At 67.2% G+C, this 14993-nt stretch carries 15 protein-coding genes; 8 read left to right on the top strand and 7 right to left on the bottom strand.

The features are described 5' to 3' along the window. Positions 1–83 precede the first annotated feature (83 nt). The gene (locus LZC94_41645; protein WXB14317.1) at positions 84–728 is read left to right on the top strand and encodes a helix-turn-helix transcriptional regulator; all 645 of its coding nucleotides are present in this window, start codon (positions 84–86) and stop codon (positions 726–728) included. Positions 729–745: 17 nt separating this feature from the next. Here LZC94_41645 and LZC94_41650 read toward each other — a convergent pair whose 3' ends face one another. After that, positions 746–1099 (bottom strand): DUF2325 domain-containing protein, encoded by a 354-nt coding sequence (locus tag LZC94_41650; GenBank protein ID WXB14318.1) that lies wholly within the window; start codon positions 1097–1099, stop codon positions 746–748. Between the two features lie 356 nt (positions 1100–1455). Between LZC94_41650 and LZC94_41655 the strand changes: the two genes are divergently transcribed. After that, positions 1456–2406 (top strand): hypothetical protein, encoded by a 951-nt coding sequence (locus LZC94_41655; GenBank protein ID WXB14319.1) that lies wholly within the window; start codon positions 1456–1458, stop codon positions 2404–2406. A gap of 24 nt (positions 2407–2430) precedes the next feature. On the opposite strand, the gene LZC94_41660 is transcribed toward LZC94_41655, so the two are convergent. Further along, positions 2431–4131, bottom strand: coding sequence for a protein kinase (locus LZC94_41660; protein WXB14320.1), 1701 nt, complete (start codon positions 4129–4131; stop codon positions 2431–2433). Between the two features lie 76 nt (positions 4132–4207). Between LZC94_41660 and LZC94_41665 the strand changes: the two genes are divergently transcribed. Further along, positions 4208–5035 carry a sigma-70 family RNA polymerase sigma factor gene (locus tag LZC94_41665; protein WXB14321.1) on the top strand — a complete coding sequence of 276 codons (828 nt, stop codon included), beginning with the start codon at positions 4208–4210 and terminating at the stop codon, positions 5033–5035. Between the two features lie 87 nt (positions 5036–5122). After that, positions 5123–5314, top strand: coding sequence for a hypothetical protein (locus tag LZC94_41670; protein WXB14322.1), 192 nt, complete (start codon positions 5123–5125; stop codon positions 5312–5314). On the opposite strand, the gene LZC94_41675 is transcribed toward LZC94_41670, so the two are convergent. Then, on the bottom strand, positions 5301–7391 hold the full coding sequence (locus tag LZC94_41675; protein ID WXB14323.1) for a metallophosphoesterase: 2091 nt from the start codon (positions 7389–7391) through the stop codon (positions 5301–5303). The two genes, LZC94_41670 and LZC94_41675, sit on opposite strands and share 14 nt — an antisense overlap. A 175-nt stretch (positions 7392–7566) precedes the next feature. Between LZC94_41675 and LZC94_41680 the strand changes: the two genes are divergently transcribed. The 4 genes from LZC94_41680 (at position 7567) to LZC94_41695 (ending at position 10600) form a co-directional block, all read left to right on the top strand. Further along, positions 7567–7935, top strand: a complete 369-nt coding sequence (locus LZC94_41680; GenBank protein WXB14324.1) for a hypothetical protein — start codon at positions 7567–7569, stop codon at positions 7933–7935. A gap of 294 nt (positions 7936–8229) precedes the next feature. After that, entirely contained in the window at positions 8230–8859 is a 630-nt protein-coding gene (locus LZC94_41685; GenBank protein ID WXB14325.1) for a hypothetical protein, read from the top strand. After that, the gene (locus LZC94_41690; GenBank protein ID WXB14326.1) at positions 8846–9790 is read left to right on the top strand and encodes an NAD(P)/FAD-dependent oxidoreductase; all 945 of its coding nucleotides are present in this window, start codon (positions 8846–8848) and stop codon (positions 9788–9790) included. Before LZC94_41685 ends, LZC94_41690 begins: the two co-directional genes overlap by 14 nt. A 9-nt stretch (positions 9791–9799) precedes the next feature. Further along, positions 9800–10600 (top strand): AraC family transcriptional regulator, encoded by an 801-nt coding sequence (locus tag LZC94_41695; GenBank protein ID WXB14327.1) that lies wholly within the window; start codon positions 9800–9802, stop codon positions 10598–10600. 139 nt (positions 10601–10739) lie between these two features. Here LZC94_41695 and LZC94_41700 read toward each other — a convergent pair whose 3' ends face one another. From LZC94_41700 to LZC94_41715, 4 genes are read right to left on the bottom strand one after another with little or no spacing between them, the layout of a single operon-like run. Then, positions 10740–11405 (bottom strand): hypothetical protein, encoded by a 666-nt coding sequence (locus tag LZC94_41700; GenBank protein WXB14328.1) that lies wholly within the window; start codon positions 11403–11405, stop codon positions 10740–10742. Positions 11406–11431: 26 nt separating this feature from the next. Beyond that, positions 11432–12760 carry an ATP-binding protein gene (locus LZC94_41705; GenBank protein WXB14329.1) on the bottom strand — a complete coding sequence of 443 codons (1329 nt, stop codon included), beginning with the start codon at positions 12758–12760 and terminating at the stop codon, positions 11432–11434. Then, positions 12741–14216 (bottom strand): sigma-54 dependent transcriptional regulator, encoded by a 1476-nt coding sequence (locus LZC94_41710; GenBank protein WXB14330.1) that lies wholly within the window; start codon positions 14214–14216, stop codon positions 12741–12743. Before LZC94_41710 ends, LZC94_41705 begins: the two co-directional genes overlap by 20 nt. Before the next feature lie 12 nt (positions 14217–14228). Beyond that, entirely contained in the window at positions 14229–14966 is a 738-nt protein-coding gene (locus tag LZC94_41715) for an ABC transporter ATP-binding protein (protein WXB14331.1), read from the bottom strand. Positions 14967–14993: the final 27 nt, after the last annotated feature.

Raw genomic sequence — 14993 nt, forward strand, 5'->3', positions numbered from 1 at the left:
CCGCGCAGCGTGTCCTACCGGACGGGTGCGTTGATATTCTCTTTTATCTCCACGACGCGCCTTTGGCGCTAATTGTCGGAACGATGACCCGCGCCATCGTGGTCGCGAGCGCCGAGCCCCAACACATCGTGGCCGTTCGCTTCCGTCCGGGCGGAGCATTCGCATTTCTCGGTACACCGCTCGACGAGCTCACCGATCGCCACGTCGAGCTCGACGAGGTGTTGCCCGGCATGCGCGGCGTCGAGGAGCGCCTCGCCTCGCTCAAAACGCAGCGCCCCGAGGCCGCCGTGGCGGAGCTCGAGCGCGCGCTCCTTCGGCGCATGGCGCACGTCGTACCACGCCACCCGCTGGTGCTCGGTGGCGTCGATCGCATCCTGCGGACCGACACGCCATTGCGCGTTGGCGAGCTCGCCGATGCGTTGGGCGTGACCCGTCAGCACCTGACGCGGCAATTCAAAGTGCACGTTGGCATCGGGCCGAAGGAGCTCGATCGCGTGATTCGGATGACGCGGCTGACCCGATGGCTCGATGGAGTCGATGGCAAAGGCGGCGACGGTGATGCCGTTTCGAGGTCGGGCCGCGTGCCGCGGGGCGCGCAAAAAGCACCGAGCGCGGCGCAGGTGGCGTACGAGCTGGGCTACTACGATCAGTCGCACATGATTCACGAGTTCAAGTCGCTCACGGGGATCACCCCACGCGAATATGCGTCGCGTGAGCGGGGCGCGTAGCGGAGAGGTCGCTCACCTCACGAATCCAGGGTCGCGACCACATTGCGCAAGGCCGAGACGGACGGAGAGCGCAAGTACACGACGGGTGCGTTGTCGGCCACGAGCGACTTGGCCTGATCGCGGAGGGCGTGCGAGACCATGCTCACCATGACGATGACGGCGGCCACGCGTCCGATGGTGCGGCGCGTTCCGTTGGGGACGCGGTTCTCGAAGTGCCGCAGCTCGAGCCCGCGCTCTTCGACGACCTCACGGTAACGATCCGAGAGGCCGCCGCTCCCGCCGACGACGATGACCGCGCCTCCCTTCCCCGCCGCCGTGGTCGTTTTGGTTCCTTGGCCTCGCCCGGGTCCTTCGTTGGTGTTGCGTGCCATGATCCGGTAATCAGCAAAAGCAAGGCCAATCGCCCGCACCGTGCATTTTGCCGTAGATCCTCGCCGAACCCCTGTATTCCCGCAAAGTTGGCAATGCGGAAGCGCGCATAAAGTGCGGTCCTGACAAAGTGTCGCCCCGTTCTTCGTGCGCCGCCGTTCCATGAAACGCAACAATTGCCGGCTTCGAAATGGGCGGCTCTGCGGGCCGATGAAACTGGCCCCACGTCGAACGGTCGGTGCCGTCGCGACGATTTCGACGCAAAAACGGCCGACCCGATCCGTCTCCAGACGAACGCGCGAAACGCGAACGCGAAGAACGCGCAAAACGCGAACGCGAAGAACACGGAGGAGGACGGATGATGAATGGGATGATTTGGGGAACGGTTGCCGGCGCGGCCCTTCTCGTCGCAGTGGCCGCAGGGTGCGATTCGAGCGGCGCGCTGCCGACGACCCATGAGCCCCCACCGGTGAACGATGCGACCGAGCAGGCCAAAAAGGGCTACTGGGAGGCCTTGCGAGCGGGCAACGTACCCGCGGTGCTCGACGCCCACCGCCGGATGATCGCGGTGTTCGAGGCGCGGCCTACGGATCACGAGCTCGCGCGGCTCATCGGATTCAACAACATCTTCTTGGTCGCCTACGACGCCGTCGAACCCCGCGAGGAGCCCGCGCTTCGGACGGACGCGCTCGAGTACACCGAGCTTGCCGTGCGCCTTCCAAACGATCCTTACATGCAACTCTACAACAGCGCCTTTTGGGGCGGCACGTTGTACACCACCGGCGCTCGCCGCAACGACCCGGCGGCGGCGCAGCAGGGACGCGATCTCCTGGAGGCGGTCGTGCAGAAGATCCCGGCATTTGGGCTGCTGACACGCTCGGTGGTCATGCGGCAAGCGGCGCGCGGCAGCCAAGATTGGGCCATCTCCTTGGAGTCGATCTTTCGCTTTTACGAACGGTGCACGGGGCAGCGGATCGACCGGGCGCACCCCGATCTGACCCCGGTGCTCGCGCGCCCCTTTGCCGATCCCGATTCCACGTGTGGCAATTGGGAGCACGCGCCGCACAACATCCAAGGTTCGCTGCTTCACCTCGGCGATTCTTTGGTGAAGAACGATCAGCCGGACGCCGCCCGCCCCGTTTATGAGCTCATCGAGCGAACCGAAGGCTACCAGGGTTGGGCGTTCGCGAGCCTGGTCGAGGAGCGCCTCGCCTCGGACCTCGCCAAGCGCGCAAGGCTGTACGATCAGGGCGAACCATTCGAGCAGCCGGAGGTCGGCGCGGACTGCTTGTCCTGCCATCAACGGTGACGGTCGGTGACCTTCGAAGGTGGATCACGAGCTTCGCCGCTGGAGCGCCGATTCGACCGAGCGCGCCAGGAGCGTTCCGCCATAGGGATACGGTGCGCCCGCGCCACCCATGGCAAGAAGACGTGCGCGGACCTGGCTCGCGAGGGGCGGGCGCTCCTCGGGTGCCTGGGCGAGGAGCTCCATCACGAGCGCATCGAGCGCCGGAGGAATATCGCTGCGCACGGTCGATGGGGAGGGCACCGCGTCACCCCGTTTGGGGTGCCGGCGCGTGAGCGCTTCGTAAAGTGTCAAGCCCAACGCAAAGAGATCCGCGCGACCGTCCATCGGGCGACCTTGGATTTGCTCGGGCGCGGCGTAGGCCACTTTTCCCGCAAAGCGAACCTCGTCGTCCGCACCTGCCCCGCCCGCGCGGGCCACGCCGGCGCGGGCCACGCCGGCGCGAGCCACGCCGAAATCGGCCAGCTTCACCTCACCGATGCGCGACAACAACACATTGGGCGGATTGAGATCGCAATGCACGAGCCCCAGCGGCTCGCCGTCGCTCGATCGTTTGCCGTGCAAGTACTCGAGGGCGGCCGCGAGCTCCGCGCCGAGGTACGTCACCGCCGAAAGAGGCAATGGCTCCAAATGCCGCTCGAGCACGGCCGCGAGCGATGCGCCATCGACGAACTCCATGGCGACCATGAACCCACCGCGGAACCGACCGCAGTCGAGCATCTGCACGATGTTCGGGTGAACCAACGTGGAGCCGAGCTGCGCTTCCTTGCGAAAGGACTCCATGAACTTCGGGCTCTGCGACAGCTCGGGCCGCAGGCTCTTCACCGCCACCGTGCGAACGAACCCACCCTCCGGGCAATACGTGGCGCGAAAGACCTCCCCCATTCCACCTCGCCCCAATCGTTCGTGGACGAGGTATTTGCCAAACAGATCCTGCTCGCGGATCTCGCGGAGGGCCGCCTCGGCGCGGGCGATCATATCCCTCGCCAGCGACATCCCGGCAAAGCCGCCCACCAGGCAAAACACCGCCCGAATGACGTGGACTCCGAGCATGGGCCCTGGCGCCGATGGAATTCGTGGCCCGAGCAGGCCGATGATGAACACCTCGATGGCCGCGGCTCCCCCCACGACCAAGCACAGGTTCGGATCCGCGCGTTGCGCAGAAAAGGCGATCAGCACACCGAGCAGAATCGCACCAGGAAATGCCAAATAAGAGAAGCCGCCCAAGGTCGACGCAATGACGACTTGGACGGCGAGAAAAATGGACACCTCCACGAGGCTGCTGACGAGCGGCAAGCGCGGGTGGAACCAACCGCGACGTAGCCCGTGGATGCACAGGAGCTCGTACCCGAGCAAAGCCGCCATGACCCCGACCACCCCCAACGAGAACCGAAGCCGGTGGCCCAAAAGCGCTCGGAGGAGCACGAACGAGATGAGCACCACCATCGACCACGCCACGAAGCGGGCGGCCCTGAGCTCGCGCGCCGGGGCCTCCCTCTTCGAATATTCGCGTAAGAGCTCCGCCGGCAAAAGCCGCCGCTCCGGCGCAACACCTCGCGGGGTGTCCGCGCTCTCGGACACCGAGCCGGCGCGGGCAAGCTCGGCCAACACCGCACGGCACTCGCCGCAGGCATCGACGTGACGCATGATGCGCGCGCGTCGCGATGCGGGGAGGAGGCCGTCGGCGAGCTCCATCAGTTCGTTCTCGTCGCTGCAAGCATCGGCCATCGGGCGAGGCAAATGCTATCATGCGCCCGTGCGATACGATGACTTCTTGCCCCATGTCTCCAAGGACGGAGCGGGCGTGAGCCCTCGTGATCGAAGGGCGCTCGAAGCCGAGCTCGCGCAGCGTCTACTGCGTGCGCGCGAAGCGCACCGCGGGGTGGCGCTCGAGACCGAGACCTTCGTGGCCTTCATCGCGCGCAAAGTCCCCGCCGGCAAGCCGGCGCTCGAAGGATTGCGCGACCTCCATATCGAATCCCTTTATCTCGCGTACGGCTGCTCGATTGGAAACGCCGCCGCCATGAGCATCATCGAACGCGAATACCTCCCCAAGCTCGATCCCGCGTTGGCGAGGGTGGGGGCCGACACCGATCGCATCTCCGAGATAAAACAGCGGTTGCGCGAGCGCCTCTTCACGGGGACCGAAGCTCGATCGCCGCGCATCACGGAGTACAGCGGCCGCGGCGATCTGGTGCGCTGGCTCCGCGCCGTCGCCGTCCGAATCGCCATCGATCTCGCGCGCGGAACCTCCGGCCCCAGCGACCGCGACGTCGACGAGCTGGTGCTCCAAGCCGACGATCCCGAGCTCGCCCACCTCAAACGGCTCTATCGCGCCGAAGTCGCCGAAGCCACGCGCGCAGCCCTCACGAACCTCGACACCGACCATCGCAACGATCTCCGCCTCTACTACCTCGACGGCCTCCGACTCAAGGAGCTCGCCACCCTCCGCGGCATCGGCATCTCCACCATGAGCCGGCGGCTCCAAACCGCGCGCCGCGCCCTCCTCGACGACACCCGCCGCCGCCTTCGCGCAAAGCTCGACATCGGCGATGGCGATCTCGATAGCATCCTTCGATTGCTCGGCAGCCGGCTGGATTTCAGCCGGCGATGGCTGGATACGAAGGGTTGATCGAAGAGGGAGTCGGGCGGGGCGCCCGCGGGAGCGTCATATCGAAAGGCCTCGTCACCTCGTCGCCGCGACGAGGAATGACGCGGCGTGACCCTCGCGCCGTTCGATGTGGGGGTCGAGCTCGCGCAGCTCGCGATCGTGGGCTCGCTGCGGGCGGTCGCGCACCTTGCGCGCGCCCGGGTGAGCGACGCGCGCAAGGCGCTGGCCACCCGATCGATGTCCTACGTTCTGGGCGCCTTGGTGCGTATTGGTTGGTCGACCGAGCTTACTTGGTCTTGAATCGGTAAACGGGGCTCGTCACGGTGTGCGCGCAGTCGGTGACCGTCGCGTACCACTCGTAGGTCTGCCCCGGGGCCAGGCCCTCGAGCGCCGCCTCGACATGGGACGCGTCCGCGGGGTCGGCGGTGGCCAAGGTCTTGAACGCGGCGTTGCCTGCGCCCGAGAGATCGACCTTCAACGTGAATTGGCTATTGGCGTCGGTCTCGAACTTGTTTTCGGTCGGCGAGTAGCTGCGCACCGTGAGCTCGTTGTTGCGCGGCGAGAACTCCCAGATGCGGAGGTAACCCCCGCCCCCGTTGGCGCGCGATTGGTAGTCGGCGAGCATCGAGTGGATGGTTCGACCGTTGAAAACGTCGCTGCGCTTGTTCTCGGCGCTGATATGGCCGCAGGTGAGAAGCTGCACGTTGGGGACGGTCTTCACGGCGTCGTAGATGGATTTGCCGGCCGCGCTGAAGGCCGCGTCGGCGTTGAGGATGTGGTGCGAGTTCACGATGCCGAAGGCGTCCGGGTGCTGGTTGAAAATGCCCTTGGTCCAGTTGAGCACCGCGGCCGGGCGCGCCGTCGCGCTGTATTGCAGGTCGACCAGCACGATGTCGAGCCCGCCGGCCGAGAAGGTGACCCAATTTTCATCGGCCTCGTTGGCGGCGTACGTTCCACCGAAATAGGGGCGCCCGCGGAACCGGGCCGGACCGAAGTATTGATTGTACTTGGCCGTACCGCCCGGGGTGCCGAAGGGATCCTGATCGTGGTTGCCGGCGCCGGTGCCGTAGGGCATCCCGTGGGGAAAGCTCGTGGAGCTCGCCTCCAGGGTCTTCATCGCCTGGTCGGCCACCTTCCACTGCGCCTCGACATGGACCTGGTCGACGATGTCGCCATTGTGGATCACGCCTACGATGTTGTAGGCCTTGGCGTTGTTCATGATCCACTTCGTTTGGTCGTAATAGTATTTCGACCACTCGGGATACCGCGAATAATACTGCGTATCGGGGAGCACCACGATCGTGAAGTCCTCGCCGCCGGAGACCTGGCGCACGTGAAACGATGCCGTGAACTCGGCGCTATCCGGATCGTCCACATTCACGTGGAGCGTGGTGTTCCTGCCCGCCACCGTGCGCAGCGCGCTCGAGGATTCGCCGCGGAGCGCGGGCGGGCGGCCCACGTCCAAGATGGCGCCCCCGCCGGCGAGCGCCGCGCCGCCGGCCATCGTACCGTGGCTCGAACCGACGCTGTCGGGCGCCCCGCGGTCCTTCTTGTCGAAGGCCCAGCGCCCGGCCAAACCGGCGCCTCGCCCGACGCGGCGGTACATCGCGTCGGCGACCTCCCCCTCGCCGAGCGCGCGATTCCAAATGCGCACCTCGTCCACGCGCCCTTTCAAGAAGCCCGCCGGAACGCCGCGCGCGTCGAGCGAGCTGCCGACGGCGAAGGGTTGAACGCCGTCGGTGCGGGGCGTGGCGTTTTGGGTGGATGCGGCGTCGAGCTGGCCGTCGACGAACAGGCGCCAGGCGGCGCCGTCGTACGAGGCGGCCAGGTGGTGCCATTGGCCGAGCGGGATCTCCGTCTTGCCCGCGATGGGGTGGTGCGCGCCGGTCGCATCTTCGAAGTCGGCCGCGAGCACGTCGCCCGCGAAGCCAAGGGCGTAGTTGCCGCCGCCGCTGCTGCCGTCTGCGGCGTCGCGCCCTTTGCTCGCGATGGGGACGAGCGAGGGAGCGCCCTCGCCGTTGGCGAACGGCACGCCGAAGCCGTCGCGCCGTACCCATGCTTCCAGGGTGAAGCGCTCGAGCGCGAGCCCCGCCGCTTCGCCCATGGTCACATATCCATCTTCGCCATCGAGGGCGAGAGAGGTTGCGTCCACCTTGACCTTGCCGGCGGGACAGGCGACGGACTCCCGAGCCCGTGCGGACTCCTCGGCCACGTCGTTCGTATTGGAAATGTCGGTCGCAGCTCCTTCGCTCCCCGACGGAGGTGCGCCGTTCACGTCGCGTTCACCCGTGTCCGCGCTGCACGCGAGGAGCGAGAGCGAACACGCGGGGACGCTGAGTCGTGCGAGAACCAAACGGCCAAATCGATCGTGCGGCATGGCTGCGACGGTACGTCAGAGGCCCGGGTCGTACGGGCTCGTTCGCGTGACAAATGCCCGTCTGAGCCGGACACGAAATCGCGCGCGCAGCGACGCGGGGCTCGAGGTTCCATTTTTCCAATACAGGTGGCCCGCGCAGACGCAGAATCCCCGGCGTATGAAAGGACCGCGCACCATGAACATCGTCGCCAACCTGATCGTGAAGGAAATCGAACCCTGTTTGGAGTTCTGGATCACACGATTGGGCTTCGAGCAGACGCTCGAAGTCCCCGAGGGGAAAAAGCTCGGCTTCGTCATTCTGAAGAAGGGCAAGGCCGAGTTGATGCTGCAAAGCGTGGCCAGCGTCGCCAAAGACGTGCCGCCGATGGCAAAGGACGCGTACCGCTCGACCCTCTACATCACCGTGAACGATCTCGCGCCGGTTCGAAAAGCGCTCGACGGGATCCCGTACGTGGTCCCGGAGCGCCGCACCTTCTACGGGGCCGACGAGATCATCGTGCGCGATCCCGCAGGCAACCTCGTTTTCTTCTCGTGCCACGCGTAAATCGCAAACGCTGAACGGCGCGCAGAAATCACGCGCGACGAAGTTGCAAAAACGTCACACGAGGCAAAATGACCACGCGGAGCCCGGCATGCTGAATCACTTTTAAGAGAGGTGCGGGCTCGCGAAATAGCAAAAGAAAATCCGGACGAGACCGGTGCGCGGATCATCGAATGAGCGCGCGCGCCGTGCAAAGCGAAAAGGCACCCCTATGCTGTCGACGCGCCGAGGATGAATTTCTCGCCTTGGTGCGTTCACGGGGGACTCCATTCTTCGTTCCTTCGTCCGAGGCCCATTTTGAATCGGATCGTTCAGCCGGCGCTCGCCATCGTCTTCGTCATGTGTCTCTTCCTCGTTCACGCGGGCTTTCACCGCCACGACGCGAAGACCTCCGCCATCGCGGAGCAAGCCGCGTCCGACGGGTTGGACGTCGACAAACCGCTCTTCGCGCGCGACCGTCCGAACTTCGCCGCCTATTCCGTGCGCGCGCAGGGAGAAGGGCACACCGACGTGTTCGTTCATGCGCGCGGGGATATCCCCAATGTCGTGTACGTCGACCCCGAGCCCGGTGAGCTGCTCAGCATCAGCAACGATGGCGCACGTGGACTATTTCGCCGCTACATCGGCCCCGGGCAGTTCGAAGACGTTTCCATCGATCTCCGCAATCGCTCGTCGAAGGCGCCGAAGCTGAATCTTTCAATCTTCGGCTCGACTAGCGCATCGGGCCTGCGCGCTCCCGGTTGCGCCCTGGGCGGTGCGCCGTCCGTGTGGTTGGACCGAAGACTCGGCCGCGAACATGTCGGCCGCGCCATGGAGTGTGCTCTTCCGAGCGCGGTGGACCACCCGACGATGCGCCGATTTTATCGGACGATGCGCCCAGTCGGAGACGCATCGTGCGCCCTACGATGGGCGTATGAAATCGTATGATGTCGTCATCGTAGGAGGAGGACCCGGTGGGCTCAGCGCCGCGCTCGCCTTTGGTCGCGGGCGGGCCGAGGCGCTGCTGGTGGACGGAGGAACGCCGCGCAATGCGCGCGCGCACCAAGTTCACACCTTCCTCACGCGGGATGGGACGCCGCCGTCGGAGTTTCGCCGCATCGCCCGCGAAGAGCTCGCGATGTACGCGTCGGTCGAGGTTCGCGACGCGCTCGTCACGAGCATCGAGAAGCTGACGGCGCCCGACCTGGACGGTTGCGCCTTCGCGATCGCGTTGGGCGACGCGAAAGACGCCGCGGTGCGCGCGCGGCGCGTTTTGCTCGCCGTGGGAATGCGGGACGAGCTCCCTCCGATCGCGGGCCTCGCGGAGTTTTGGGGCACGTCGGTTTTTCAATGCCCTTATTGTCACGGCTGGGAGCTGCGCGATCGGCCTTGGGGCGCGGTCGTCACGTCGGACGCAATGGCCGGCTTCGCGCCGTTTCTCTCCAACTGGGCGAGCCATCTCACCCTCTTCACGAATGGCTCGGAGCTCTCGGAGGCTACGCTCCACACCCTGCGCCAAAGCGGCCTGACCTTGGAGACCGAGCCGATCGCACGCCTCGTCGGAGCGCGCGATCTCGAGTCGGTGGAGCTCCTCTCGGGGCGCACGGTACCGTGTTCCGCGTTGGTCATGCGACCGCCGCAGCGGCAGGTGGACCTCGTGATGGCCCTGGGGCTCTCGCTCGACGAGCAAGGTTTCGTTCGTGTGGACCCGCAGACGAAAGAGAGCTCGACCCCGGGAATTCACGTGATCGGCGACGCGACGACCATGCAGCAAGCCGCGATCATGGCGGCGGCCGCGGGCATGGGCGCCGCGGCGGCGATGAACCATGCGCTCGTCATGGAGCGTATGGCGCGGGCGGCGGCTTCGTCGTCGCGCTAGTATGGGCGCGTGCTCCAGGCGGAAATCATCGCACCTGCCACCCGACGCATGCTCTGTCCCACCCCGGCGGGGAGGGCGGCTGGACGGCATCCGTTCACCGTCCTTTCGTACCAGATCGCCGGCGAGCTGCACGTCGAGCAGAACGGGCCCCTGGAGCTCCGGGCCGGCGATTTTTACGTGATCCCCGCCGGCCACGCCCACCGGGTCACGCGCACCGTCGACGCCGAGCTCTGGAGCGTGCAGCTCCCGACCGCGCACCTCGACCCCGAGCGATTCGCTCCCGTGCTCGCACCGATCGAGAGCATGGCTCGAGGTGCGCTTCCGCGCGTCTCCGTCCCCGCGAACCGGCGGGACTTGGTCGCATCGCTCTTTTCCGAGCTCGCGAACGCACGCACCGGCGCTCCCCTTCGGATCGAGAGCCTCATGGCGCTCCTGCTCGGCGAGCTCGCGGAGCACGCCGCGTCGACCTCCGCGCTCGCGCCACGCCACACCGGCGATCTCGCGGCGCGCGCCGTATCGCTGATCGCGAGCCAGGCGCTCGGCCCTCTTTCGCTCGATGCGCTCGCAAAGAAGCTCGGGCGCAACCGATCGCACGTCGCCGAAGTCGTGCGACGGGCAACGGGGCAGACCGTGGGGGAGCTCGTCGCGGAGATCCGCCTCGGCGAAGCACGGCGCCGGCTCGAGCAGACCGACGAGCTCGTCGAGATCATCGGCGAGCGCGTGGGCTACCCCGATCCCACGCACTTTGCGCGTATGTTCAAGCGCCGCTATGGCCAATCGCCGCGCGCATGGCGCCGCGCCCATCCATGAGCCCCGCCGGCGGCGGGAGCGCGCGTGCACGCGGACGCCGTTGCAGCGCGATCACGCCGGACCTCGAGGTCTTCGTCGAGACGAGCGTGAGGTGAAGGACCTTCGAACCGGCTCCGTTTCGTCCGACGGGAGCGGCGGTTTAGCGCGATCGAAGACTGTCGACGAGCTTGTCGAAGTCGGAGCGCGCCGCTTTGACGGTCTTGTCGGGTCCGACCATTTTGAAGAAGGTGCTGTCCTGACCATCGGCGCTGGCGATGGCCGCCAGCATGGTGAAGTGCTCCTTGGGCCCCGAGGGGGCCGCCATACCGGGCCCGCTCATGCCGCCGCCGTACGTGCCTTTGATCTCGACCACCGTGACCTTGATGCCCGAGACCGTGCGCTCCTTCTTGTCCACGGCGGCGCCGGGTGAAAATTGTCCAATCCAGCGATCGACGTTGGCGGTGCTGGAGCCACCGGCCACCGTGACGGAGAGATCCGTATCGTCGGTGTCGCCGGCCGCCTTGGGGATGCGGTAGGTCGCCTTGCGCATGGCGTTCGTGTTCGCGCTCTTCGTCCACGACGCCGGCGCCTCCCAGGTGATCTCGTGCCCTGCGGCGCCCGCGCCGGGTGCGGGGGTGCCGGACGCCGCCGGGTCCTGCGCTTTTGCAGCTGGCTCCTGCAGCTTTGCAGCCGGTTCCTGTGCCTTTGCAGCAGGTTCTTCCGGCTTGGAAGCGGGCGGATTTTTCTCGGGCTCGGCGGGGCGCGAGCAACCGGAGGCGAGGAGCGTAAGGGCAGACGCGACGAGGGCCGACGTGAAGGCGTTCATGGCGCCCACGTGAGTACCACGAATCGTCAACCCGCCGGCAGACGCAGGCGCGCCACGCAGCCCGTTCGCTCGGTGCGCGCCTCCAGGGTCAGCGAGCCGCCGTGGCCTTCGGCGATTTGGCGGGCGAGCACCAGGCCGATGCCGGAGCCGCTCGGCTTCGTGGTGAAGAACGGGACGAAGAGGTTCTCCGTGCTGGCGATGCCGGGGCCCTCGTCGATCACGTGGACCTCGACGGCGCCCGCCAGGCGGGTCCACGTGAGCTCGACCTTGCCTTGCGTTTCGATCGCGGCCTCGGCGGCGTTGCGCACCAGGTTGATGAGCAGCTGATCGAGTTGATCCGGGTCGGCCGCGATGCGGGTGCTCGGCCCCGGAACGAGGCGCAGCGGCACGCGCGTTTCGAGGGCACAGACCCGTTCGAGCCAGGGCCCGACGTCGACCTCGGTGAGCTTCGGCGGCGGCAGGCGCGCGAGCTGCGCGTAGGCGCGGAGGAAGCGGCCCAACGATTCGGCGCGGCGGGCGATGACGGACAGGCCGCTGCGCATATCGTCTTCCCAGTCGGCGGGTCGCTCGCGTTCGACCACCAGCTCGTGCAGGTGCCCCGCGATCGATTGAATCGGCGCGAGCGAGTTGTTGATCTCGTGGCCGATGACCCGCACCAACCGCTGCCACGCGGCGCGCTCCTCTTCGCGAAGGGCGCGGTGCAAATCGGAGAGCACCACCAGCTCGTGCACCAGGCCGCGCTGGCGAAAGGTGGCGCGTTTGAGCTCCCAAGGGCCCTTGCCGCCGGCGAACGACATGGCGAATGTGCGCGGCGCCTCGCCTTCGAGGAGCGGTCCGAGCCCCAGCTCCTCGGCGGTCGCCCCCAGAAAGCCGCCGGGGCGCGGGCCGAGCAGGCGCTCGCCGGCGCGGTTCACCAGCCGCAGATGGCGGCCGGGGTCGAAGGCAAAGAGGGCCACGTCCACCGCCTCGATGACCTTTTCGAGCAGCGCCGAGGCCTCCATCGACTCCAGCCGCTGGTCGCGAAGCACACCGCTCAGCGCGTTGAGCTCGCCCAGCGCTTCGCCCAAGGCATCGTCGGCGCGCACCGAGCGGCCGCGCAGCGTATAGTCGCCCTCGCGCACCGCGGCCACCAGGTTGGCGACATTGCGGAGCGAGCGAACGACGTCGGCGCGCACGTAAGCTGCGAGCCCGAGCCAGAAGCCCACGGCGAGCAAGCCCAAGGTCCACACCGTCTTGTGCGCATGTTGGCCAAAGACGAGCAGCGACAGCGCGATGACGACGGCCGGCGCGCCACCGAGCAGCGCGTAGAGATAAAGCCGTGTTTCGTATCCGACTTTAGCCGACCTTGATCCCATGAGCCTGCAGCCGACGATAGAGAGCGCTGCGACTCAGTCCAAGCGCAACGGCAGCATCGTTGACGTTTCCCCCCGCGCGCGCGAGCGCCCTCTGAATCGCGTGGTACTCGATCTCCTCCAAGGTCATGTTCTCGCCGCCCGGCGCGCCGGCGTTGCCCGCATTTCCGGCGTTGCCCGCATTTCCGGCGTTGCCCGCGTGGGAAGCGGACACGCGCTCCGCACCGGCCGCGGCCCCCGTGCTTGCCGCACCCGCGACCGCCGCAGGCTTGCGAAAGCCGAGGTCCTCGGGGGCAATCGCATCACCGCGGGCCATGAGCACGGCGCGCTCCATCACGTGCTCGAGCTCGCGCACATTGCCGGGCCAGAGGTGCTCGAGCAGCGCGCGCATCGCGGCCGGGGAGAGGCTCCGCAAAGGCTTGCCGTAGCGCGCCGCTTGGCGCTCGAGGAAGTGCGCGGCCAAGCCGGCGATGTCCTCGCGCCGCTCGCGCAGAGGTGGCAGGTGCACCTCGACGGTGTTCAGACGGTACAGGAGATCCTCGCGAAAGCGACCCTCGGCCACCTCGCGCCCGATGTCGATGTTCGTGGCCGCGAGCACGCGAACATTGGCGCGGCGGGTGCGCGAGGAGCCCACGGGGTGAAACTCCCCGGTCTGGATCACGCGAAGGAGCTTGGCCTGCTGCGCGATGGGCAAGTTTCCGATCTCGTCGAGGAACAAGGTGCCGCCGTCGGCCAGCTCGAAGCACCCGACCCGATCGGCCTTGGCGTCCGTGAAGGCGCCGCGCACGTGGCCGAACAGCTCGCTCTCGAAGACGCCGGGCGACATGCCGCCCGCGTCAACGGCCACGAAGGCGCGCGACGCGCGGAGCGATGCGTCGTGCATCCGGCGCGCGATCACCTCTTTGCCCGTGCCGTGCTCGCCCAGAATGAGCACGTTGGCGTCCGACGGCGCCACGCGCTCGAGCAGATCGAGCACCGGCCGCATCGACGGGGCCTCGGCGATCATCTTCGGCAGCTGCTGCGCCCTCTGCCGCGACGACTCTTGCTCGAGCCTGCGCGAGCGCCGCAGCGCGCTCCCGAGCTCGATCTGCGTGCGCAAGGTGGCGAGGAGCCGGGCGGAGTCCCACGGCTTTTGCACGTAATCGCGCGCGCCGCGGCGGACGGCTTCGACCGCGCCCTCGATGCTCCCCCACGCGGTCATGACCACCACCGGCAAGGTGGTGTCGAGCTCGCGCAGCTTGTCGAGGAGCTCGAAGCCCTCTTTGCCGGAGGTGGTGTCGCGCGCGTAGTTCAAATCCATGAGCACGAGGTCGAGCTCCTCGCGGCCGGCGATTTCCAGCACCGCGGCGGGCGACGCCGCCGTGTGCACGACGAACTCGCGCTTGAGCAAAAGGCGTAGGGCTTCGACGATATCGGATTGGTCGTCGGCGACGAGAATGCGCGGGGATGCTGCGGGCACGTTCTTCCTCTCTCAGAAATTCGATACCACGCGTTCGCCAAGGTCGGAACCGGCTGCGGCCGCCTCCGCGGTTTGCCCGGGCCGGTGCTCGCGGACGATGCGGCCATCGAACAAATGAACCGTGCGCGTCGCCTGCTGCGCATATTCGGGGTTGTGCGTCACCATGCAAATGGTGGTTCCGGCCGCGTGCAGCTCACGAAGCAATCCCATCACCAAATCGCCATTGTGCGAGTCGAGGTTCCCGGTGGGCTCGTCGGCCAGCAGGATCAGCGGATCGCCCGCCACCGCCCGCGCCACCGCCACCCGCTGCTGCTGGCCGCCCGAGAGCTGCCCGGGCATATGCTTGGCGCGATGGGCCATGCCCACCCGCTCCAGCGCGGCCGAGACCCGCCGTTTGCGCTCGGCCGGGGCGATGTCGCGGTAGGTGAGCGGCAGCTCCACGTTCTCGTAGACCGAGAGATCGCCGATCAGGTTGAAGCTCTGGAAGACGAACCCAATCTGGCGATTGCGCACCCGCGCGGCCTCGAGCGGGGACAATCCATCGACCCGTTCGCCGCCGAGCAGGTAGGTGCCGGCGGTGGGCGCGTCGAGCAGCCCGAGCACCGAGAGCAAGGTGGTCTTCCCCGATCCGGACGGCCCCTCGATGGATACGAACTCGCCGCGCGCGATTTCCAGGTGCACCCCGGAGAGGGCGTGCGTCTCCACTTCGTCCGTCGTGAACACCCGGGTGATGCCTTCCATGCGAATCATCGTTTCCAACGTTACCTCCATGGTCCT

This window comes from Sorangiineae bacterium MSr11954, from assembly GCA_037157815.1.
In the GTDB taxonomy this organism is placed as follows: domain Bacteria; phylum Myxococcota_A; class Polyangia; order Polyangiales; family Polyangiaceae; genus Pendulispora; species Pendulispora albinea.